The 20,835-nt window shown below is 35.2% G+C and carries 26 protein-coding genes and 1 riboswitch; of the genes, 20 read left to right on the forward strand and 6 right to left on the reverse strand.

All coding sequences use genetic code 11. From position 1 onward, the window contains the following. Positions 1-129: 129 nt before the first annotated feature. The 6 genes from BLR36_RS05160 (at position 130) to phoU (ending at position 7,364) form a co-directional block, all read left to right on the forward strand. The gene (locus BLR36_RS05160; protein ID WP_093060652.1) at positions 130-2,334 is read left to right on the forward strand and encodes a peptidoglycan D,D-transpeptidase FtsI family protein; all 2,205 of its coding nucleotides are present in this window, start codon (positions 130-132) and stop codon (positions 2,332-2,334) included. A gap of 632 nt (positions 2,335-2,966) precedes the next feature. Then, positions 2,967-3,944 carry a PstS family phosphate ABC transporter substrate-binding protein gene (locus tag BLR36_RS05165; RefSeq protein WP_093060653.1) on the forward strand — a complete coding sequence of 326 codons (978 nt, stop codon included), beginning with the start codon at positions 2,967-2,969 and terminating at the stop codon, positions 3,942-3,944. Between the two features lie 176 nt (positions 3,945-4,120). Continuing rightward, positions 4,121-4,978, forward strand: a complete 858-nt coding sequence (gene pstC / locus BLR36_RS05170; RefSeq protein WP_371326700.1) for a phosphate ABC transporter permease subunit PstC — start codon at positions 4,121-4,123, stop codon at positions 4,976-4,978. Position 4,979: 1 nt separating this feature from the next. Then, entirely contained in the window at positions 4,980-5,858 is an 879-nt protein-coding gene (pstA, locus tag BLR36_RS05175) for a phosphate ABC transporter permease PstA (RefSeq protein WP_093060655.1), read from the forward strand. Positions 5,859-5,885: 27 nt separating this feature from the next. Continuing rightward, positions 5,886-6,686, forward strand: a complete 801-nt coding sequence (pstB, locus tag BLR36_RS05180) for a phosphate ABC transporter ATP-binding protein PstB (protein ID WP_093060656.1) — start codon at positions 5,886-5,888, stop codon at positions 6,684-6,686. Positions 6,687-6,704: 18 nt separating this feature from the next. Further along, positions 6,705-7,364, forward strand: coding sequence for a phosphate signaling complex protein PhoU (gene phoU, locus BLR36_RS05185; protein ID WP_093060657.1), 660 nt, complete (start codon positions 6,705-6,707; stop codon positions 7,362-7,364). 324 nt (positions 7,365-7,688) lie between these two features. Here the strand turns inward: phoU and BLR36_RS05190 are convergent, their stop codons facing one another. Further along, positions 7,689-8,159, reverse strand: coding sequence for an endolytic transglycosylase MltG (locus tag BLR36_RS05190; RefSeq protein WP_093060658.1), 471 nt, complete (start codon positions 8,157-8,159; stop codon positions 7,689-7,691). Continuing rightward, a complete protein-coding gene (locus BLR36_RS05195; protein WP_093060659.1) occupies positions 8,159-8,509 on the reverse strand; it encodes a hypothetical protein in 351 nt (116 codons plus the stop codon). Before BLR36_RS05195 ends, BLR36_RS05190 begins: the two co-directional genes overlap by 1 nt. Before the next feature lie 174 nt (positions 8,510-8,683). On the opposite strand from BLR36_RS05195, the gene rpmG reads away from it, so the two are divergent. The 5 genes from rpmG to BLR36_RS05220 all read left to right on the forward strand — a co-directional run bounded on the left by rpmG (position 8,684) and on the right by BLR36_RS05220 (position 13,153). Next, on the forward strand, positions 8,684-8,833 hold the full coding sequence (gene rpmG, locus BLR36_RS05200; protein WP_090563747.1) for a 50S ribosomal protein L33: 150 nt from the start codon (positions 8,684-8,686) through the stop codon (positions 8,831-8,833). Positions 8,834-8,892: 59 nt separating this feature from the next. Then, positions 8,893-9,477, forward strand: a complete 585-nt coding sequence (locus BLR36_RS05205; RefSeq protein ID WP_175453970.1) for a 5-formyltetrahydrofolate cyclo-ligase — start codon at positions 8,893-8,895, stop codon at positions 9,475-9,477. 1 nt (position 9,478) lies between these two features. After that, positions 9,479-9,673, forward strand: a complete 195-nt coding sequence (locus BLR36_RS05210; protein ID WP_093060661.1) for a YqgQ family protein — start codon at positions 9,479-9,481, stop codon at positions 9,671-9,673. Between the two features lie 379 nt (positions 9,674-10,052). Then, positions 10,053-11,957 (forward strand): LTA synthase family protein, encoded by a 1,905-nt coding sequence (locus BLR36_RS05215; protein WP_093060662.1) that lies wholly within the window; start codon positions 10,053-10,055, stop codon positions 11,955-11,957. Between the two features lie 89 nt (positions 11,958-12,046). After that, on the forward strand, positions 12,047-13,153 hold the full coding sequence (locus BLR36_RS05220) for a YqgU-like beta propeller domain-containing protein (protein ID WP_093060663.1): 1,107 nt from the start codon (positions 12,047-12,049) through the stop codon (positions 13,151-13,153). A 49-nt stretch (positions 13,154-13,202) separates the two neighbouring features. Here BLR36_RS05220 and BLR36_RS05225 read toward each other — a convergent pair whose 3' ends face one another. Then, positions 13,203-13,382 carry a DUF2759 domain-containing protein gene (locus BLR36_RS05225; RefSeq protein WP_093060664.1) on the reverse strand — a complete coding sequence of 60 codons (180 nt, stop codon included), beginning with the start codon at positions 13,380-13,382 and terminating at the stop codon, positions 13,203-13,205. A 154-nt stretch (positions 13,383-13,536) separates the two neighbouring features. Here BLR36_RS05225 and BLR36_RS05230 point away from each other — a divergent pair, with 154 nt between their 5' ends. Then, positions 13,537-14,175 (forward strand): MBL fold metallo-hydrolase, encoded by a 639-nt coding sequence (locus BLR36_RS05230; RefSeq protein WP_093060665.1) that lies wholly within the window; start codon positions 13,537-13,539, stop codon positions 14,173-14,175. Positions 14,176-14,294: 119 nt separating this feature from the next. Here BLR36_RS05230 and BLR36_RS05235 read toward each other — a convergent pair whose 3' ends face one another. The 3 genes from BLR36_RS05235 to BLR36_RS05245 all read right to left on the reverse strand — a co-directional run bounded on the left by BLR36_RS05235 (position 14,295) and on the right by BLR36_RS05245 (position 15,894). Beyond that, positions 14,295-14,537 (reverse strand): DUF2626 family protein, encoded by a 243-nt coding sequence (locus BLR36_RS05235; RefSeq protein ID WP_090563733.1) that lies wholly within the window; start codon positions 14,535-14,537, stop codon positions 14,295-14,297. Between the two features lie 144 nt (positions 14,538-14,681). Then, a complete protein-coding gene (locus BLR36_RS05240; protein WP_093060666.1) occupies positions 14,682-15,362 on the reverse strand; it encodes a helix-turn-helix transcriptional regulator in 681 nt (226 codons plus the stop codon). 133 nt (positions 15,363-15,495) lie between these two features. Next, entirely contained in the window at positions 15,496-15,894 is a 399-nt protein-coding gene (locus tag BLR36_RS05245; protein WP_093060667.1) for a hypothetical protein, read from the reverse strand. 292 nt (positions 15,895-16,186) lie between these two features. Between BLR36_RS05245 and comGA the strand changes: the two genes are divergently transcribed. The 8 genes from comGA to BLR36_RS05280 all read left to right on the forward strand — a co-directional run bounded on the left by comGA (position 16,187) and on the right by BLR36_RS05280 (position 20,559). Continuing rightward, a complete protein-coding gene (comGA, locus tag BLR36_RS05250) occupies positions 16,187-17,203 on the forward strand; it encodes a competence type IV pilus ATPase ComGA (protein ID WP_093060796.1) in 1,017 nt (338 codons plus the stop codon). Next, on the forward strand, positions 17,190-18,248 hold the full coding sequence (comGB, locus tag BLR36_RS05255) for a competence type IV pilus assembly protein ComGB (protein WP_139185063.1): 1,059 nt from the start codon (positions 17,190-17,192) through the stop codon (positions 18,246-18,248). Before comGA ends, comGB begins: the two co-directional genes overlap by 14 nt. Positions 18,249-18,259: 11 nt before the next feature. Beyond that, positions 18,260-18,574 carry a competence type IV pilus major pilin ComGC gene (gene comGC, locus BLR36_RS05260; protein WP_093060669.1) on the forward strand — a complete coding sequence of 105 codons (315 nt, stop codon included), beginning with the start codon at positions 18,260-18,262 and terminating at the stop codon, positions 18,572-18,574. A gap of 7 nt (positions 18,575-18,581) precedes the next feature. After that, positions 18,582-19,022: a competence type IV pilus minor pilin ComGD gene (gene comGD / locus BLR36_RS05265; RefSeq protein ID WP_139185064.1), complete on the forward strand. Its 441-nt coding sequence runs from the start codon at positions 18,582-18,584 to the stop codon at positions 19,020-19,022. Then, a complete protein-coding gene (locus BLR36_RS05270) occupies positions 19,012-19,320 on the forward strand; it encodes a hypothetical protein (RefSeq protein ID WP_093060671.1) in 309 nt (102 codons plus the stop codon). The genes comGD and BLR36_RS05270 overlap by 11 nt, the downstream gene beginning before the upstream one ends. Further along, positions 19,299-19,754, forward strand: a complete 456-nt coding sequence (comGF, locus tag BLR36_RS05275) for a competence type IV pilus minor pilin ComGF (RefSeq protein WP_093060672.1) — start codon at positions 19,299-19,301, stop codon at positions 19,752-19,754. Before BLR36_RS05270 ends, comGF begins: the two co-directional genes overlap by 22 nt. A 13-nt stretch (positions 19,755-19,767) precedes the next feature. After that, positions 19,768-19,929, forward strand: a complete 162-nt coding sequence (locus BLR36_RS18730; RefSeq protein WP_175453971.1) for a hypothetical protein — start codon at positions 19,768-19,770, stop codon at positions 19,927-19,929. Between the two features lie 114 nt (positions 19,930-20,043). After that, positions 20,044-20,559 (forward strand): shikimate kinase, encoded by a 516-nt coding sequence (locus BLR36_RS05280; RefSeq protein ID WP_093060673.1) that lies wholly within the window; start codon positions 20,044-20,046, stop codon positions 20,557-20,559. 112 nt (positions 20,560-20,671) lie between these two features. Continuing rightward, positions 20,672-20,766, forward strand: a riboswitch (glycine riboswitch). The last annotated feature ends 69 nt before the right edge of the window (positions 20,767-20,835 follow it).

The following is a 20,835-nucleotide window of genomic DNA, read 5'->3' on the forward strand; positions in this document are numbered from 1 at the left end:
CAATTATTTTGCTTTAGCGAAATAATCTTCAAAACAAATGAAACCAAGCACACACTTTTTCGTCTAAAAGTGTATGCTTTTTATGTTACACTGTACATAGGAAATTTTTTAAACAAAGAAGGTGAACTCATGCGAAAAAATCCAAAAAAACGCGCACAAAATATGAAAGCAAAACAACGAGCTAATATTACTTTTCGTATGAACATACTGTTTTTCTCGATATTTGTACTTTTTACAATGCTTATACTTCGTTTAGGCTATTTACAAATCGTTCAAGGAGAAGATTACACGCGAGCTTTAGCCCGTACCGAAGAGGTCCCTGTGAATACTAGTGTGCCTCGTGGCCGAATTTTCGATAGTGAAGGGAGAATAATGGTCGACAATCTTCCACAAAGAGCGATTACTTATACAAAAATGCAAACAACAAAATCGAAAGATATGTATGAAATTGCAGAGATATTAAGTAATTTAATAGAAAAAAATGCAAAAGGAATTACGAAGAGTGACTTGCAAGACTACTGGTTGCGAAAGTATCCTGAAGAAGCACTAGAGTTAGTGACAGACGAGGAACGTAAAAAAATAGCAGCAGATGAAACAATTGAAAAGAAAGATCGTAATAGAGAAATTGATCGTTTAACTAGAAGTAGAATTCCGGAGGACCAGTTGAATTCCTTTAGTCCGGAAGAATTAGAAATCATTGCTATCTATCGAGAAATGGCTTCTGGGTATGCATTATCTCCTCAGATTATTAAAGGAGATGACGTGAAAGAAGAGGTCACTGTGGAAGAATTTGCACGGGTTTCTGAAAGATTAAGTGAATTAGAAGGTGTAAATACGACAACGGATTGGAGAAGAGTAAAAACTTCTTCTCTAGCAATACTGGGATCCACGACATTACCAAAAGTAGGTATTCCAAAAGATAAACTAGATTATTTTCTATCACGAGACTATTCACGTAATGATCGTGTAGGGACAAGTTATATTGAACAACAATATGAGGAAGTTCTTCAAGGGCAAAAAAGTGTTGTCAAAAATATCACCGATGGCAAAGGAAGAGTTATTGATATTCAAACGGTGTTCGAAGGAGAACCAGGAAAAGATCTAGTGTTAACAATGGATAGTGAAATTCAATTAGCACATGAAGAGATTCTTGCGGAAGAATTGCTAAACTTAAGTAAAAACTATGGTGCCCAATATTTAAAAAATGCTTATTTTATCATGTTAGACCCGTATACTGGTGAAGTACTTTCACTAGTAGGTAAACGAATTGATAAAAATGAGAAAACAGGTGTGAAGGAAATTAATGACTATGCATTTGGTGCGTTTACTAATGCATATGAAGTTGGTTCCACTGTAAAGCCAGGGACTATTCTTACAGGTTACCGTGAGGGAGTATATCAAATCGGATCCTATTTAATAGATGAACCAATTAGGATTAAAGGTTCGGAACCTAAAAGCTCTGTATTTAATCGATATGGTAGTGTTCGATTGAATGATATACAAGCGTTAGAGCGTTCCTCCAACGTATATATGTTCAAAACAGCATTTGGAGTTGCTGGTAGTACTTATCGACCGAATCAGTCGATTAACTTTGGAACAGATGCCTTCCTTAAAATGAGAAGTGGTTATGCTCAACTTGGACTCGGTGCATTAACAGGCATTGACCTGCCCGGAGAGGTAACCGGAAGCACTGGTGGATTCGAGGATGGTAAGCTGCTAGATTTAAGTATTGGACAGTTTGATACGTACACTACATTGCAGCTTGCTCAATTTATTTCTACTCTAGCTAACGGTGGTAATAGAATTCAACCTCACGTAGTCAAGGAAATTAGACAGCCTTCAGAGGATGGTGTCCGATTAGGCAAAGTAGTAAAAGAGATAACTCCTACTATATTAAATACAGTAGATAACACGCGTGAGGAAATTGAACGGGTTCGTCAAGGTATGAAGCAAGTGTATTTTGGCTCTAGGGGAACTGCAAGAGGCGCCTTTGCAGACGCTCCATTTACCGGAGCAGGTAAAACGGGGACTGCCCAAGCTAGCTATTTTGATGCTGACTTATGGCGAACATTTGGGACTGTAAACTTAACCCATGTTGGTTTTGCTCCATATGATAATCCAGAAATAGCTTATGCACTTGTTATTCCTCACGCTTCGTTGGAATCTGTTTATAAAACAAATTATTCCACACCAATCGCACGGAGACTTGTCGATAAATATTTTGAAATCAAGCAAAAAAATAATGCAACAGCAACGGACGATTCAACTTCAAGTAGTTCACTGATTAAACCAGCATTTACAAATGCTAAAATTGATGAAGAAGAAACTGAATAATTGATTGCCTAATGGGGAGTATAAGGGAAGTGAGTGATCACTTCCTTTTTTGTTTTGTAAAAACAAACTCATCCCAAGAAATTCAATATTAACTTTTAAGTAATTAGTGTTGATCGAAGTAAAAGATTCAGCTGATTTCTTTTCCTGGCTCAATTAGTAGTCCGCAATTGTATAGAACCTTCTTTCAAAAGATATATCTCTCCTAAAAATCCATTACTTGCTTTGACATGTCACCCTTAAGTGCGATTTACTTTCGAAACTGTAAATCTATCCCTTACCTTTATGAGCTATACTCTAACTAATCTAAAATCTGTGCCTTCCTAGTCGCAAAAGCTCGGAATGCGATTTCAAAGTATTTCTAAACCGATAGCGACTATCTTAGAGGTTAATGCTTAGGTGTGTTACTGCGCATTTCATTGTAAAGAGGTCACTGTTCGATGAATTCTTTTCTTCTTTCCTAGGTACTTTATTGTTTACAAATAATTATCACTCCAAACACAACAAAATATTACAACCTTCCACACGATTCTATTTACAAAAGCTTTACATGACATTCATACCGACTAAACATACAACCTTTAAAGTAAAGCTTGTAAGAAAAAGAAAACAAAACATATAGGGGGATTTACCTGATGAAAAGCTGGAAGTATTTTATGTTGACAACAATGGTTGGTTCTGCACTTGCACTAGCAGCATGTGGAGATAATACAACTAAAGATGAAGTTGAAAATGAAACAAAATCAGAAGAGGCTTCTACAGGTGATACTAAAGACGAAGCAGTAGTTGAAGGGAAAGTTTCTGGAGATGGTTCAAGTACTGTAGCTCCAATTATGGAAGCACTAGTTGAAGAATATGCAGGAGTACAAGAGAAAGTTCAAGTAACAGTTGGTGTATCAGGAACTGGTGGTGGATTTGAAAAATTTATCGCTGGTACAACAGATTTTTCAAATGCCTCTCGTCCAATTAAAGACGAAGAAAAAGAAAAATTAGCTGCTGCTGGAATTGATTATACAGAATTTAAACTTGCTAACGACGGGTTAACTGTAGTAGTAAGTAAAGATAACGATTGGATTGAAGATGTAACAATTGAAGATTTAAAGAAAATGTGGATCGAAGATGGAACGACTAAAAAATGGTCTGACATCAATCCAGATTGGCCAGCAGAAGAAATTATTTTCTACTCTCCTGGTACAGATTCAGGGACGTATGACTATTTTGATGAGGTAGTTCTTGATGAAGCTGATTTAGTAAAAGCTGCAACACTTTCTGAAGATGATAACGTATTAGTACAAGGTGTACAAGCTGATAAAAATGCAATTGGATTCTTCGGTTACGCGTACTACTTAGCGAACCAAGATACTCTTAAAGCTGTTAAAATTAATGGTGTAGAGCCTACTAACGAAACAATTGAATCTGGGGAATATTCTCCACTTTCACGTCCACTATTCACATACGTGAGTAACAAGGCTCTTGCAGAAAATGCTGCATTGTATGATTTCATGAAATATTCTCTTGAAAATGCTGGAGATATGGCTGAAGCAGTTGGATATGTACGACTTCCGGATGCTGATTATGAAGAGGGTCTGTCTACTCTAGAAGGTCTAAAATAAGCTGCAAAATAGGTAAACGTTAAAAGGTGAGGAATGGGTAGCTCCTGCTACTCATTTCTTGCGTTTTGGTAAAAGGGGGATTCACCGTGGGTCAAAAGCAGAGTGCTGAAAAGTTTTCGGTACAAGAGCTTATCCAGAAATCGAGTGGCAAAAAACAAAAGAAATTAATAGAAAAGATGATTCCAATTATTCTTTTATTAATTGCTTCTGTTTCTGTGCTAACGACATTTGGTATTGTTGGAACATTAATTGTTGAAACAGTTATATTTTTTAAACAAGTAAAAGTTACAGACTTTTTGTTTGGAACAGAATGGTTTCCTTTTGCAAACACAGAACAATTATTTGGAATTCTACCTTTAATAGCTGGAACATTAAAGGTAACTGGTATAGCTGTAATTGTAGCAGTACCATTTGGTATTGCTTCAGCGATATTCTTAAGTGAATATGCTTCTGATAAAACAAGAAGAATTATCAAACCTATTTTAGAAGTGTTAGCAGGAGTTCCTACCATTGTATATGGTTTCTTTGCATTAACATTTGTTACACCTTTACTTCAACAGTTTATACCGGATTTAAAGATTTTTAATGCGCTAAGTCCAGGTATTGTTGTAGGCGTAATGATTTTACCAATGATTGCATCGTTATCAGAAGATGCAATGTCCTCCGTACCTAATTCGATCCGTGAGGGTGCTTTAGCTATGGGTTCAACAAAATTAGAAGTAGCTTTGAAGGTTGTATTGCCAGCTGCACTTTCAGGAATCACTGCTTCCGTTGTTCTAGCAGTATCAAGGGCAATTGGTGAAACAATGATTGTTTCACTTGCAGGTGGATCTACGCCTAAATTCGACTGGAATGTTACAGAGTCCATTCAAACAATGACCGCGTATATTGTTCAAGTATCTTCAGGTGATGCGGGTTATGGAACAACAATTTATTACTCCATTTATGCAGTTGGATTTACTCTATTCCTCTTTACACTGCTAATGAACTATCTTGCTCACGTTATTTCCAAAAAGTATCGGGAGGAGTATTAATATGAGATATGTGAATCATGAAGCAGTTGTAAAGAAAATGAACAAACGATTAATAGTAAATGGTATTTTTAAAACTATCTTTTTTGCAGCGACATTATTTGCGCTACTAGTGTTGGCTGTTCTGTTTTACAGAATTATCTCTCAGGGTGTAGGTTATTTAACACCTGAATTTTTCCAAAATTTTGGATCGCGTGTCCCGGAAAAAGCAGGTATTAAAGCTGCATTGATCGGTTCTATTTGGTTGATGTGTGTAGTTGCACCTGTATCCATTATCCTTGGTGTGGGGACAGCAATTTATCTAGAAGAGTATGCAACAAAAAATAAATTAAATGATTTTATTCGAATGAACATTTCTAACCTAGCAGGAGTTCCATCTGTTGTTTTCGGTTTACTAGGTTTAACGATTTTTGTTCGGGCTCTGGCACTAGGGAATAGTGTATTGGCTGCTGGTTTTACGATGAGCCTGCTCATACTTCCAGTCATTATTGTTGGGGCGCAAGAAGCAATAAGAGCTGTACCACAAGATGTGCGTGAGGCATCATACGGTATGGGTGCGACAAAATGGCAAACGATTTTAAATGTGGTGTTGCCCTCAGCTATACCTGGTATTTTAACTGGAGCAATTTTAGCACTTTCTCGAGCAGTTGGAGAAACAGCACCTTTAGTAGTAATTGGTATTCCAGTAATCGTTCATTTTTTACCGGAAAATTTACTTAGCCAATTTACAGCACTGCCTATGCAAATTTATGATTGGGCAAAAAGACCGCAAGAGGCATTCCAATACGTTGCATCTGCTGGGATTCTGGTGCTCATGATCTTCTTGCTCATTATGAACTCCATTGCTATCTTTATCCGAAATAAATTCTCAAAACGATATTAAACGCGATGAATATTAGGAGGAACTAAAATGGTACAATCGTTTAAAAAAGGGTCAGCAAGTCAAATAGATGCGTCTAGTATTGTATACGATACACAAAAGTTGAACTTATGGTACGGTAATCATCACGCACTAAAAAATATTGATTTACAAATTAAAGAAAATGAAGTTACTGCTATAATAGGGCCATCTGGTTGTGGGAAATCCACATATATCAAAACCTTAAATCGTATGGTAGAATTAGTACCAACAGTTAAAACGTCTGGAGAAATCCTCTACCGTGAACGTAACATCTTTGATGCGAATTACGGTGTAGAAGAACTTCGTACGAAAGTAGGAATGGTTTTCCAAAAGCCGAATCCATTTCCAAAATCTATTTACGATAATATTGCATATGGTCCGAGAATCCATGGGATAAAAAGCAAAAAGATCTTAGACCAGATCGTGGAGAAAAGTTTACGTGGCGCTGCTATTTGGGATGAAGTGAAGGATCGACTAAATACGAATGCGTATAGTTTGTCTGGTGGACAACAGCAACGTATTTGTATAGCTAGATGTCTTGCTATCGAACCAGATGTAATATTAATGGATGAACCGACTTCAGCACTAGATCCGATCTCTACACTAAAAGTAGAAGAATTAATACAAGAGTTGAAGGAAGACTATTCAATCATTATCGTAACACATAATATGCAACAAGCAGCACGTATATCGGATAAGACGGCATTTTTCTTAAACGGAGAAGTGGTGGAGTTTGATTCGACAGATGTTATTTTTTCAACACCTGAAGATAAGCGTACAGAGGATTATATATCAGGTCGTTTTGGATGATGAAAGGGGTTATTTGATATGGTAGGCAGAGAGAAGTTCGATGCAGATTTAAACCAAGTTCAGTCTTTGTTACTAGATTTAAGTAATACAGCTATTGACACATTAGACAATTCAATGAGTTTCCTTTTTGAGAAAGACATAGAAGGGGCACTTTCCGTGCTCGAAAATGATGAACATATTAACCATATGGAAGAAGAAATAAATGACCGTGTTATTTTGCTAATAGCAAAGCAACAACCAGTCGCAACTGATTTAAGAAGATTAATGGTGCTCGTTAAAATTGCTGCAGATATGGAACGAATTGGTGATTATGCTTGTAATATTGCCAAGGAAACTATTCGTATCGGAAAAGATGAGCATATTGAGCCGATTGTTATGCTTGAAGAAATGCGCGTTAAAACAATTAAAATGCTTAAACAGGTTCTTGATGCGTTTACGAACGAGAATATGGAAGAAGCTAAAAGCATAGCAAAATTGGATGATGAAGTTGATGAAATGTATGGACATATTATTCGTACACTTCTGACTGCAGGTATAAATAATCCTGCCCAGCTTAGTCAAGTTACTCAATTATCGTTTGTGTGTCGTTATTTGGAGCGATCAGCAGACCACGCAACTAATATTGCAGAACGTCTTTTATATTTATTAAAAGGAAAGCATTACGAATTAAATAATTAATACTTCATTGTATGATAAAAACACGCCATTTTTCTGTTTGGGAAAAATGGCGTGTTTATTTTTTAAAAGTATATAAAATTTTTTCTTTCTGTTTCAAGTGGACGAGTTTCGCGGGGGGAGCGATGAGCTTTCACCGTCGGATGCGCGTCGCGTGTGATATCTCATCTGTCTCACACATTCCGCAGAAGTCGTCGTCAGATTCCACTCCAATCACATAGTGATAATTACTCCTTAATTTTATTGGGCACTGCATATCACCTGCCATAATATGATTAGCTAAAGTATATAAGGATAGAATCTTTAAAATTAGGTGCGTTATTATTTTTAGCGTGTGATTGTTTCGGCGATTTGTTTCAAAGACATGGAAGGAGTGAGCTCGTAGTTTCCTACTTGAATTCGCCCTGCTAAACCTTGGTCGGACAAATAATTATCCAAATCGACACTATTTTGAATAATACCTTCTTCCTGTAATTTTGCACTTATCTCTGAGGAAGTCATTCCTACTTGTATAGATAAAGTCATCGCTAATTCTGATGTTGTTGGCTCGGCGGGTGATTCCGTTGTAGTAGTATCTTCAGGTTCATTTGTTTGGGCTTGCTGTGCCGAATTTAAATCGAGCTGAAGCTGTGCTAGTTGTTTTTTAACATCTGTAAGCTCTTGCTGTGCCTGATCATAGGATTCCTGTGAAATAGCATTTGTTGAAGTAATATCCTCATCGGTTAGGATTCCTTCTATTTGAAAGGCAGCACCAGCGAGAAATAATCCAATGCCTATATTTCGAATGGTTTTGTTCATTACTTCCCACCACCGATCACATATTTAATGTCATCAATGTTTAAAGAGGAACGGGCACTAATTTCGTTTAACGAATAACCTTGCTTATGAAGCTCTAACACTTGGTTCTTTATAATATCATGTATGACGGGTTTTGCTTGTTTTTTTACTGGTAAAGTGACTTTGGAAGGTTCGATGAGTAATTCTTCCTCCACCACTTTAAGTCTACGCTTGAGTGCGCTCGTTTCTTGATAAACGGTTAATGAAAGATCTTCTAGTTCCGTTTCGACCTTTTTGGAGGAATCCTTGAAGAAAAAAGAAATTGCTATTAATACAATGCCAATAATCATTATGATGACGGAAAAGTCCATAGTTTTCACCTCTATTGTTATAATTATATTCTCATACTACCATATCCAAAAAAACTTTGAATAATTTCCTGTGTTAATAGTAGATTTTATTTGGATATATGCTATAATTGGTTAGTCGTATAAATCATGCTCAAGTTTTATATTTAATCCTGACAAAGAGTGGGAGGGACAACCATGCGCGTTAATATTACATTAGCTTGTACAGATTGCGGAGAGCGCAACTATATTTCTAAGAAAAACAAGCGTAACAATCCAGAACGTCTTGAACTTAAAAAATATTGCTCACGTGATAAGAAAATGACTCTTCATAGAGAAACTAAATAATAACCTAAACCAAAACCTCGTATGGTTTTGGTTTTTTTCTATTGTATGGAGGGATGAAGATGACAAAGAAACTAACAAGGAACGCGATGAGAGAGAAGTTAACAGCTTTAGACGAGATGACATATACTAATTATTCGAGACAAATTGAAGAGCAGTTTTTGAGATATATTGCCTCTTCTGATGCTTCTACGATCGCACTGACGATATCAAGCTTCCCAGAAGTCAATACATGGGGTATTATTAAACAGTTATGGGTTATAGGGAAAAATGTTGTAGTGCCTAAATGCAAACCGTCGGATAAATCAATGATTTTTTATCAAATACAAAATTTCGACCAGTTAGAGCGGGTATATATGCACTTACTCGAGCCAAATCCACTACTAACAAAAGCATTCACTCCACAGGAGATTGATCTAATAGTAGTTCCTGGTATTGTTTATAACGAAAAAGGATATCGTATCGGGTTTGGAGGAGGCTATTATGACCGTTTCCTTATGAACTATCATGGAGATACACTGTCATTGGCTTTTCAAATGCAGGTGGTGGAAGATGTCGAAACAAATGTATTTGATTTGCCTGTCGATAAAATAATTACACAGAACGAAATTTTATTGTGTAAACAGAATCGTGAGAAGGATGAGTAGTATGAATTCAGTATACGATGTAATGCAACTTTTAAAACGATTTGGAATATATGTATATACGAAGGATCGTATAGCTGATTTAGAAATGATGGAAGATGAAATTAGGGAACTGTATAACATGCAAATGATTGAGGCAAAAGACTTTCAGGTAGCAATGTTATTGTTGAGAAAAGAACTAAATAATAGTAAAATATAATACACGTCAGAGTTGATTTTGCTCTGACGTTTTATGATTTTAGAAGAACAGCAAATAGACATATGAGTGTAGTGCCTTTAATCCACTGTTAAAGTAAAATTTGGATAATAATTCATTTACATAATTCCTTGTTTAATCTTAGCGTACGCCTAGAGCGAAAATCAGCCTTGTTGAGGTTTCGCTATGCTATTTGCTTATTTTTATAAAAAAAGTGAAACTTTTTATGGATTGAATCCGTCTTATATAGGGTATGGTATAAAAGACTTGTACAATTGTATCATAATCCTACTTCTTTTTTATTGATTTATTGTAAAGAAAGGATTAAGATAAATTCTGTTGTTTTAACTATTTTAACGAAGTAAAAAAGGGAGATGTAGGCATGAGGAAGAACAATTGGCCAACACATTCTATTCTAATTCTTGCTATTGTGGCTACATGGATAAAAACATATATTGTTTACCACACCAGCTTTGACATGGATATTGAAAACATGATGCAACAACTGATACTTTTTATAAACCCGCTGAGTTTTTTACTGTTTATATATGGACTTTCTTTATTCTTTAAGAGTCCTAAAGGCAGAAATAGATATATAGTAATCGCAAGTATAGTACTTTCAGCTATTATTTATGCGAACGCTGTATTTTACCGTTTCTTTACTGATTTCATCACTATTCCGGTGCTATTCCAAACGAGTAATTTTGGTGATTTAGGTTCATCCGCGGCAGAAAGCATCTTTTTAACAGATATTTTCTTTTTCACAGATGTTGCTATTATCATTATTGCATTAAAGTGGTTGAAAATTGGAGAAAAAGTTACGGCTATTAAGCCAGCAGTAAAAAAGGCTTATTTTGTTATGGCCGCTGCGATTCTATTTTTAAACTTAGGGTTATCTGAAATCGAACGACCACAATTATTAACACGAAGCTTTGATCGTGAAATGCTTGTAAAAAATATCGGACCATATAACTATCATTTATATGATATTTATATCCAATCTAAATCACATGCTCAAAGAGCGCTTGCTGATGGAAGTGAACTAGTAGAAGTTAATAACTATGTAAGATCAAACCAAGTAGATGCTAACGAAGATATGTTTGGAGTTGCCAAAGATCGAAATTTAATCGTTGTTTCAATGGAGTCGTTACAGTCTTTCGTTATAAATAATGATATGAATGGTCATGAAGTTACGCCGTTTTTAAATTCATTAACACAAGATAAAGATACTTATTATTTCTCTAATTTTTATCATCAAACAGGGTTAGGAAAAACGTCTGACTCCGAGTTTATTTTAGAAAATTCTCTACATCCATTGGGTGGAGGTGCAGTATTCTTTACACATAGTGGGAATACATTCCATTCGATGGCAGAAAGCTTAGGTGAAGAAGGATATTTTACAAACGTATTGCATCCTAATAACAAAAGTTTCTGGAATCGAGACATTATGTATAGAGCTCTAGATATTCAAAAGTATTATGATGAACAAAGTTTTGTAGTGAATGAAGAGGATGCAGTTAACTGGGGAATGAAGGATATTCCTTTCCTCGAGCAATCAGTTGATTTGATGGCAGATATGCCTCAACCATTTTATTCGCGCTTAATAACACTAACAAATCATCATCCTTTTACTTTAGATGAAGAAGACAAGTTGATTCCTGAGTACAATTCCAATTCTAATACACTCAATAGATACTTCCAATCTGTCCGATATATGGACGAAGCATTGAAATTATTTTTTGAGGATTTAAAGGAACAAGGTTTGTATGATAACTCGATTATCGTTATGTACGGAGATCACTATGGTATCTCTGAAAATCATAATAAAGCGATGGAGCAATATTTAGAAAAAGAAATTACTCCATATGAATCTACAAAGCTTCAACGTGTTCCTCTATTCGTCCACATTCCAAATAGTGGTAAAGGAAAAGAGGTGACGGAAACTTCCGGTCAAATTGATTTACGACCAACTATTTTACATGCTTTAGGTGTTGATACATCGAAAGATATGCAGCTCGGAGCAGATTTGTTCTCAGAAGAGCATGAAGAATTTGTTGTCTTCCGTGACGGGGGTTTTGTAACGGACAAAGTTGTTTATGCAAATAATGCTTGTTATGATAATGCAACAGGTGTAGAGATTGAGATCGAAAGCTGTCAGCCTTATATAGAAAGAGCCACTCAGGAATTAGGGTATTCAGATCAAATTATTAGCGGCGATTTATTACGTTTCTATGATTTGAAGACTGGTAACTTGAAAATAGATGAGGCTTTAAAAGAGGATAATTAACAAAGGCACAGACATTTTTATTGTCTGTGCTTTTTTATGAAACAAAATGAATTTTCATTCGTCTAACTAAGTAAGAAGGGGGGAGTATGTTGAAAAAAATTGTTCTTTTATTATTTTTTACCGTTTTCCTTCATGCGTGTTCTGAAATGAAAGCTAGTATTCCTGAAAAAGAACAGGTAGTAGAGGACAAAATAACATTCGAAAACGAAGTAGTTGAAAAAACTAACCAAGATATTCCTTCTATGCTGTTAAACAACAATGATTTTCATAGTGTGATTGGGTGGATGTCTAACGAAGAAATAGCTTTTATATTTGTGGAAAAAGGGCAGTGGTTGGTTAAAACCTATACTGTTCCGACAAACACCTGGAAAACGATCTATACTACGACTACTCCTATTATTCAGGGAACTATTCATCCTTTGAAAGAAATGATTTTATTACATACATCTAAGGACTCTTCATCCGCAGAAATTCAATTTCTACATAAAAACGGTTTTGTTACGCAAAGTCTATCATTTGAATCCTCAGAAATATACATGGATTGGCATCCAACAAACCCAAACTTAGTAGTTTTCTCTACCTTTTATGAAGATTGGACTTATAGTACATTTGTATATGATGGTGAGACACAAGCATTATCATCTATTGATATAGAAAATCCATTTGTGAAATGGTATGATGAGGATCATTTATCTGTTTATAGATGGGCCGAGTCAGGCTTAGATGGGAGTGAGCTTTTCCTTTACTCCATCAAAGATAAGACCTTAAAGGCTACTGGCGAAGACAAAGTATTAGACGTAACCAATATCGGAGAAGCAATCGTTTACGTTCAAATTAACGAAGAGGAAAAACAATTAGAGTATCGTTTGGAGTCTCTGAATGGATCTAATAAGTTGGAGTGGACAGCACCTGCAGTTTCCAATTACTCCGAATGGGTGATTCCGACCATGTCGATCGTATCGTCTGATGAATTTATGTTACTGAATGCAACAGAGTCGAGAAATCAGGATGATACTAGCCAAAAGAGTATTCTATCGAAAATCTCTTTAGATGGTCAGGTGATTTTGGGAGAAGTTGGAGAACAGCCTATTTCTTGTTCACCGAATGGAGAAACTTGTTTAGGAGGATACTCAAAAGAAAATTGGATTAATACTAATCCATTGAAAGTAGAAAAATGGATATATTTTAATAAATAGAAAAAAGCTGCTATACATAATAAATGTATAACAGCTTTTTTGTTACATTTTAGTGTAAACTTGGTGGGAAGCCTTGGTTCACGACTGTCATGACAGTAAAGAAGCCAAAAACAGCGAACGTACCAAAGTTAAACAATACTCCCAATACATTCTTTTCTTTAAAAGCTTGATATGTGCCAACTACAGCTAAAAGTGTAACTAGGGCAAAGATTACGATTAATAAGTTCATGAATAGACACTCCTTTCGACATCAGAAAATGAATGTCGCATTTGCATATTCCTCTTCTATTGTAATTCTAATAATACGTTTTGTCGAGTAAAAAAGTGGTGAAATATTGAACAATTGAGGATATATCGTTTAAGATAAGAAAGAGGTGATTATCATGTTAAACATTCGGACTTATCCATTAGGCTATATCCAAACTAATTGTTATGTTGTTTCTAATTCGGAGAAGCAATGCTTAATTTTTGATCCAGGAGGAGAAGGGGACAAAATAATAAGCGAGCTTCATCGTTTAAAACTTAACCCATTAGCAATACTATTGACCCATGCTCATTTTGACCATATCGGAGCAGTTGAAGAGGTGAGAGAGAGCTTTAACATTCCGGTATATATCCATGCAGCAGAGAAAAAGTGGTTGGTGGATCCAACTAAAAATGGTTCTGCCAAGTATGCGGAAATCCCTTCCATTATTTGCAGTGAAGCAGATTTCTTATTAAATAGTGAGCCAGAATTAAAAATTGGGGAATTTCAAATGGAATTATTATATACACCAGGTCATTCGCCTGGTAGTATAACCTATTATTTTAAACAGGAAGACTTTGCGATTGTTGGAGACACACTGTTTCAAAATAGTATCGGACGTACGGATCTTCCTGGCGGGAACCAGGCTGAGCTTATGAAGGCCATTCATTCGAAACTTTTAACGTTGCCTGAAACAACCCTAATCTATCCAGGTCATGGTGCTTCCACAACGATAGAAGATGAAATGGAGACCAATCCGTTCTTGAATGGATTCTAGAAATCTCACTATGTATAGCTTTAGCTTTTTGAAGGATAATATACGATGTGGATGTACTCAAAATAATAACAATTCAAAAAAGCAGCCCAGTAAAGGAGCTGCTTTTTTAGTATAAATTATTAATGTCCTGCACCTGGTACGTGCATGAAAGTTGTGTAATATGTAAAACCTGCGAAGAAGAACATTAAGTAAGCTCCGAAGATGTACATATACATACGTTCTGAAAGGTTTAAAAACCCTAAAAGAAGGAATAATCCCGTATTTGCTAAAAATAGTAAAGAAGCTTCTGTCATATCACCTAAATAAAACATAACTGCAAAAATCCCTGTCCAGAAAGCCATTACTTTATACATATTGCCCATTTGTAGTCCCTCCTTTTACAACTATATACAAATAATTCTCATATTTATTATAAATGAAAGTGTTCGTAGATGTAAACTGATTATTAGTTTTCTTTTACTCATTATACACTGCATTGTCACAAATATGTATTATCTATGCATTCATTATAGAACTTCTATTTGATATACGCAATTGCTACAGTCATTTAGTTTACTTTCTAATTGAACGAATTCATTATTTGGGAACAATGCATCAAACTGTCCTTTTAAATAAGATTCATGAATACTACAAATAATATGTGGATGCGTGGATAAATGTCCTTTATAAGGGCAATTAAAAATAGAGAATGTAATAATTTGTTTGTCTTCTATAGTTTCGATTTTTGGAATATAACCTATAGATAGGGCAGCAGCCGATAATAACTCCATTTTTTGATCAAAGCTTTGTGGCTCTAACGATAAATTTTGTATAGAATTGCGCCCAGAAGTATAACTAATGTTTTTGGCTTTATCAAGCGCCTCTGTACCCATCATATTAACTAATTCCAATAACCACTCTAGTAATAAATGATTTTCTTGCTTAGGAAAACTTAAGTAAATTGGTTTTTCTGGAAGCTTGTATATTCGAGCTGGGCGACCACCTTTTTTGTTGTTAAGCAGCTCAGAAGTGATCAGCTTTGATTCATTTAATTTTGTAAGATGAAGCCTTGCGACATTAGGGTGGATGCTGAATTGTTCCGCAATTTGTTGCACATTTACGGGTTCAATTTGTTCAACGATATATAGATAAATAGAATACCGAGTTTCGTCTGCTAAAGCATTTGTAAGCTTTAAAGTATTAGGCATGCAATTACCTTCTTTCTGCTATTAGTTCCTATTATAATCACGAAAGGGAGAATAATAAAACAATTTATAGAAAAAGTCTTCTTAATTCTTTGACTTTTATTATTTCATTCTTAATGTTTGGGCAGAAGAGCATTTATTCTTCTAAAATGTCTAACTGTTTGTAATAGTTATCCACAATTGGATGAATATCTGGGCTTGAATCGTAATAGATATTGTCAATTTCATTTAGAGTAAAATTGAATTCTTTCTCGCCATCAAAAAGGGAAATACAATATCGCCAACCTTCACGTTTTTCTTGGTTTTCTTGTGGCGTAAAGACGACACCTTTAATCAGTGTTACAAATTCATCAATTTGTTCTTGCTCAACTATTGTCTTTGAATAGCCGGTTGAGCCATCTTGAATAATAACTTTCTCTACACTTTCAATTTTTGCATCCTTATAAAATTCTTCTAATGATTGCGTTTTTCCATTATTACAAGCAGAAAGTAAAAATAGACTTACCAATAAAATCAGGAACAAATACTTTTTCATTGAATCACCTCTAAGTTTATTCTGTTATCTATATGACGAATTAAATTACAAATAGTCACATAATTGTTTCTTAGGTATCGATGCTATTTATTAATCTGATTATTTTTTGAGAAAAAATAGGTATCAGTCAAAGTAAACTATATCAATGACAACGATCTTTAGAAAACAGCTTATTGAATTGATTGATATGACAGAAAATTTAAAAAACTACTTTCTTTTTAAAGGACAAGCAAGTATAATAGATTGTACAAGTTGTATGCGGTCGCAACCTGTATCTGGGGAAAGGAAACTTATGCAACAAGTAGAAAATATAATCGAACAAAAGTGTTTGAGTATACTTAAAAAAGCCCATAAATTTGGTGCATCTGATTTACACATGATTCCAAATGAAGAAGAGTATATTTATTTCTTTAAAAAGAACTCTCAGATGTTTGAAGCAGGCAAGCTCCCCCTGAATATAGGTGAGCGTATCATTTCATTCTTCAAGTTTTTATCCTCTCTTGATATCAGCGAAAAAAGAAAGCCACAAAGCGGTTCCTTTCAACAAATTTTTAACTCTCATAAGTTCTCATTTCGCGTTTCTACCCTTCCTTCAATTTTCGGTAAGGAAAGTATGGTTATTCGCCTCCAACAGCATGACAACGCAAAAATTATTCATTCCCTTTCACTTTTTAGAGATGCTACAGAAAAAATAGTAGAACTAGCGCACAATCGACAAGGCTTGATTTTATTTGTTGGTCCTACTGGCTCTGGAAAATCCACCACTATGTATTCACTTACCAAATATTGTGCAGAAAATTTAAATCGACATGTCATTTCGTTAGAGGATCCAGTCGAGAATAGTCAATCTCACTTACTTCAAATACAAGTAAATGAGCGTTCAGGCGTTACCTATTCTACTGGTTTAAAGGCAATATTGCGTCATTCGCCAGATGTAATCATGATTGGGGAAATTAGAGACGAGGCTACAGCGAAAGCAGCTATCCAAGCCGCACTAACTGGACATTTAGTTGTATCCACGATTCATGCAAAAGATGGAGTAGGGTCGCTTTATCGGCTTTTAGATCTAGGTGTGACTACAGAAGAGTTAAAGCAAACGATTACTGGCATAGTTACGCAGAGACTAGTAGTTGCATCTGAAGGGATGGAATCTGAATTATCTGCTGTATTTGAAATTCTTTCAGATGAATTGTTAGAAGAAGCATTTCACTCGATGCTATCTGGAAAAACTTTTCTTATTCCGTATCCCTTTTCTTTATCCTATCAAATTGAGAGAGGGGTAAGAGAAGGTGTTATTGAAAAAGGCTAAAATCTTTTTGGATAGGAAGCATCAAACTATTCCACCAAATATGCATGCATCTTTTTTGAATAGATTAAGCGATCTTTTAAAGGAAGGCTATACATTTCATGAGTCGGTGGCTATGTTGTTACCCTTTCATGTAAAAGACTCAGAAACTGTAAGTAAAAGAATAATTGACGTTCAACGTAATGGCTTAAACGTAGTGGATGTATTCAAGTTATTAGGTTTTCCAAGTAGGTTACTGCTGCCGTTGAATCTCGCTTCTGTTCATGGTCAATTACAACAAACAATCGCTGTATTAAGTGTGAATACTGCATTTTTTGAATCTGCGAAAAAACGCTTGAATAGTCTATTAATGTATCCGATATTTTTGTTTATGATTCTATTCTTGCTCTTTACGATGTTTAGAACATATTTTCTGCCGAATATGGAGGCTTTAATAGGTTCTAGAGGAAATGAGGCGTCCGAGCAATCTTTAACATGGACAAGCTATCTTTTGCAAATGCCCAATCTCTTTTTCATGACCACGATTATTTTTGGATGTCTATTTATCTTGTCGTATATATTGCTGAGAAGACTTCCAATAGATAGGCAACTAGCTATTTATTTGAGATTGCCTATAGTTAGAGGCTGGTATCGGCTACTATTAACAAGAGTTTTTGCAAGAGAGATGGGTGGACTCCTGGAAAGTGGGATGTCATTACAGCAATCATTGAAGGCCCTAATATCTCAAGAGGAACATGAGGTGCTCCAATTTGTCGGCGAACAGATGACAGAACAGGTTGTACGTGGTGAATCATTTTCTCAGGCAGTGTTCCTGTTAAACACTTTTACGACAGAACTATTTCATTTTGTTTTGCATGGTGAAAATAGTGGTTATTTAGGAAGAGAGCTTTCTCTTTATAGTGAGTTTCTCAGTCAAGAAATTGAAAAGAAGCTATCTCTTTATATAAGTATAGTTCAACCAACTTTATTTTTGATTTTAGCTGTTTTTATCATTGGTGCTTATTTGGCAATATTATTGCCTATTTATAACATGATTAATATTGTGTAAAGGGAGATATTATGAAAAAAATACTGAACAATAACCGGGGTTTTACATTAATTGAAATGATGATTGTGCTACTGATTATATCTGTGCTAATCCTAATATCTATTCCAAACGTGACAAAGCATTCAGCCAGTATTGATGATAAAAGCTGTAAGGCATTTGTGAAAATGGTGGAGGGACAGGTTGCGGCATATAAAATTGAGCATAAAACAATACCTACGTTAGAAGAACTTGAAACAGATGGCTTTTTACCTGAAAACGACACATCGTGTCCAAATGGAGCAACTATAACTATTGATTCTGTAACTGGAAAAGTGACTAGTGGATAAGCAAAAGATGAATAAATTTAGTTGGAACGAGAAAGGATTTACGATGATTGAGATGCTGCTAGTTTTGTCGATTGTTGTGGTAGTATCCTCGTCTGTTCTATTTGTTAACTCTACAAGAATGAAGGATTTAGAGGAGGAAAGATTCTTTCAGCAATTACAATTGGACATTCATAGACTTCAGGCAGTCTCTATTGGAGAATATAAATCTACTTATTTAGAATTTACGAACAGGCGTAGAAGCTATGAAGGAAAAGTAGGTAATGTTATTTTGTTCGAAAAGGATATGCCAAATAATATTTATTTATCAGATGAAAGTAGGTTAAAGCAATTGAAATTCCATCCAAAAGGCACTATTGAAAACTTTGGAAACTTATTATTTATAACGGAGAAAGGAGAAAAGCGTATAACTCTTTATATTGGCAGAGGTGTAGTAAATTATGAGAAATAGTCGTGGCTTTTCTTGGCCAGAAACCATTCTCTCACTAAGTATCACATTTATAATTGCTACTACTATCCTACCGTTTTTAAATAGTATGACTGTTCAACTAGAGGATAAAAAAAGAGATTATCATTCATCCTTAGTTATGTATGAAATTGCTAAGATGTATACAGTGGAAAATAATGCGACTGGAGTTATGCAAGTTGAAAAAGTTAACTATATCTACAAAATTAGTAGTGAAAATGTTTGTATAGAATATGAAGGGTTGCGAGGGGAGCAGCGTAAATGTGTACCTATTATAAAATGAAAATCCGTGATCAATCAGGTTACACATTACTAGAGGGTATTCTTCATTTAGCAATATTTATGCTTTTTGCACAAGTATTAGCAGGTACTATGTGGTGGTTGACGAAGACCGAGACAGCGGTTACAGATACTACCGAAATAGAGTGGGCATTGTTCATCCAGTATGTAGACTCATTTATAACCGATTTAGAATCAATCAGAGTTAATGATACAAATTCAGGAATTATTATTAAGAAAAATCACATAAATTATAAAGTGGAGCATTATAAAGATTTAATACGTAAACAAAAGAATTGGGAGGGTCACGAGCAGATGTTATTAAATGTTAACTCTCTATTTGTTGAACTGGAAGGAAACGTACTGCGTCTGAAAGTGAATTTTGTAAATGATATAGAGAAGGAACAAGTTTTTTATGTCACCTATCATACAGAATGAAAGAGGGGTGTTCTTGCTGGCAGCGGTAATTCTATTGCTCATTATTACTGTCTTCCTACTTTCCATGACTGCTGCGTATGAATCCAAATACCAAACGTACGATTCGTTAGAGATTTTCTATAGCGGCGCAGCAATCGAAAAAATAAAGGTATTTCATCCGCAAAATATGCGATAGTTTGCGCGTATACTTTTTTTAAAGTTGTAATAAAAAGAGCCACTCACTATAATAAAGAATAACTTGATGGAATTTTGGCGCCGAGAAAATTGGAATTTAGTGAGTTGGTGAATCATGTATAAAGTATATTTAGTTGGGTTTATGGGCAGTGGTAAAAGTGCAATTGGAAGAAGACTGAGCTTTTATTTGAAAATGCCCTACTATGATATGGACAAAGAAATTGTCAGATTGCAAAAAAGAACGATTCCTGAGATTTTCGAGCAAGAAGGAGAAGCTTACTTTCGACAAGTGGAGACCGATTTTCTAGAAAATTTTCGAAACGAATCATGCATCATTTCCACTGGTGGTGGAGTTGCTGTGAACGAAAAAAATATTGAAATAATGCGCAGAACTGGACTTGTGCTTTATTTGGATGCAACTTTTGAAGATATTTGGATGAGAATCAAAAATGACAAAAATAGACCTATTGTGCAGAACAGCTCAAGGGAAGAATTAGAGCAATTATATAGAACAAGAAAAAGGTTCTATAAAAAAGCTGCGCATATTACGGTCCGGACAGAACATAGACCACTTAGACAAATTACCGAGTACGCTGGATTTCAAGTAAATCGACTAAAAGGCGAACGATAAAATTTATTTAATTAAAAATGTTCGTGTTTAACTAAAATTATTAAAAAGTATTGCTTATGAATTACTTGAATGTTAGGATATAGACAAAGAGTGAGTTATAGAGATATCGCGGATGAATATACGGGGAGAGAACGCACTGGTTGCGTCGCCGAAGGAGCAAGTAATGAAAATTATGAATCTCTCAGGCAAAAGAACTCGTATAGGACGCAACTCTGGAGAGCGCTTTCGTTTATACTACGTATAGCCACCAAAGAGGAAAGCCATTTTTGGTAAACT

Source organism: Psychrobacillus sp. OK028, from assembly GCF_900103605.1.
GTDB lineage: Bacteria > Bacillota > Bacilli > Bacillales_A > Planococcaceae > Psychrobacillus.

What these genes read in the sequence shown, in the direction of transcription:
- pstA (WP_093060655.1), top strand. Translation starts at nt 4,980, where the DNA reads ATGAGATATGTGAATCATGAAGCAGTTGTAAAGAAAATGAACAAACGA.
- BLR36_RS05225 (WP_093060664.1), bottom strand. Translation starts at nt 13,382, where the DNA reads ATGAACTTATTAATCGTAATCTTTGCCCTAGTTACACTTTTAGCTGTA.
- comGC (WP_093060669.1), top strand. Translation starts at nt 18,260, where the DNA reads ATGAAAAAAATACTGAACAATAACCGGGGTTTTACATTAATTGAAATG.
- comGF (WP_093060672.1), top strand. Translation starts at nt 19,299, where the DNA reads ATGTGTACCTATTATAAAATGAAAATCCGTGATCAATCAGGTTACACA.
- BLR36_RS05205 (WP_175453970.1), top strand. Translation starts at nt 8,893, where the DNA reads ATGACAAAGAAACTAACAAGGAACGCGATGAGAGAGAAGTTAACAGCT.
- BLR36_RS05245 (WP_093060667.1), bottom strand. Translation starts at nt 15,894, where the DNA reads ATGAAAAAGTATTTGTTCCTGATTTTATTGGTAAGTCTATTTTTACTT.
- pstB (WP_093060656.1), top strand. Translation starts at nt 5,886, where the DNA reads ATGGTACAATCGTTTAAAAAAGGGTCAGCAAGTCAAATAGATGCGTCT.
- BLR36_RS05230 (WP_093060665.1), top strand. Translation starts at nt 13,537, where the DNA reads ATGTTAAACATTCGGACTTATCCATTAGGCTATATCCAAACTAATTGT.
- BLR36_RS05235 (WP_090563733.1), bottom strand. Translation starts at nt 14,537, where the DNA reads ATGGGCAATATGTATAAAGTAATGGCTTTCTGGACAGGGATTTTTGCA.
- BLR36_RS05190 (WP_093060658.1), bottom strand. Translation starts at nt 8,159, where the DNA reads ATGAACAAAACCATTCGAAATATAGGCATTGGATTATTTCTCGCTGGT.
- comGA (WP_093060796.1), top strand. Translation starts at nt 16,187, where the DNA reads ATGCAACAAGTAGAAAATATAATCGAACAAAAGTGTTTGAGTATACTT.
- BLR36_RS05165 (WP_093060653.1), top strand. Translation starts at nt 2,967, where the DNA reads ATGAAAAGCTGGAAGTATTTTATGTTGACAACAATGGTTGGTTCTGCA.
- BLR36_RS05210 (WP_093060661.1), top strand. Translation starts at nt 9,479, where the DNA reads ATGAATTCAGTATACGATGTAATGCAACTTTTAAAACGATTTGGAATA.
- BLR36_RS05195 (WP_093060659.1), bottom strand. Translation starts at nt 8,509, where the DNA reads ATGGACTTTTCCGTCATCATAATGATTATTGGCATTGTATTAATAGCA.
- rpmG (WP_090563747.1), top strand. Translation starts at nt 8,684, where the DNA reads ATGCGCGTTAATATTACATTAGCTTGTACAGATTGCGGAGAGCGCAAC.
- pstC (WP_371326700.1), top strand. Translation starts at nt 4,121, where the DNA reads ATGATTCCAATTATTCTTTTATTAATTGCTTCTGTTTCTGTGCTAACG.
- BLR36_RS05270 (WP_093060671.1), top strand. Translation starts at nt 19,012, where the DNA reads ATGAGAAATAGTCGTGGCTTTTCTTGGCCAGAAACCATTCTCTCACTA.
- phoU (WP_093060657.1), top strand. Translation starts at nt 6,705, where the DNA reads ATGGTAGGCAGAGAGAAGTTCGATGCAGATTTAAACCAAGTTCAGTCT.
- BLR36_RS05240 (WP_093060666.1), bottom strand. Translation starts at nt 15,362, where the DNA reads ATGCCTAATACTTTAAAGCTTACAAATGCTTTAGCAGACGAAACTCGG.
- BLR36_RS05215 (WP_093060662.1), top strand. Translation starts at nt 10,053, where the DNA reads ATGAGGAAGAACAATTGGCCAACACATTCTATTCTAATTCTTGCTATT.
- BLR36_RS05280 (WP_093060673.1), top strand. Translation starts at nt 20,044, where the DNA reads ATGTATAAAGTATATTTAGTTGGGTTTATGGGCAGTGGTAAAAGTGCA.
- comGD (WP_139185064.1), top strand. Translation starts at nt 18,582, where the DNA reads ATGAATAAATTTAGTTGGAACGAGAAAGGATTTACGATGATTGAGATG.
- BLR36_RS05160 (WP_093060652.1), top strand. Translation starts at nt 130, where the DNA reads ATGCGAAAAAATCCAAAAAAACGCGCACAAAATATGAAAGCAAAACAA.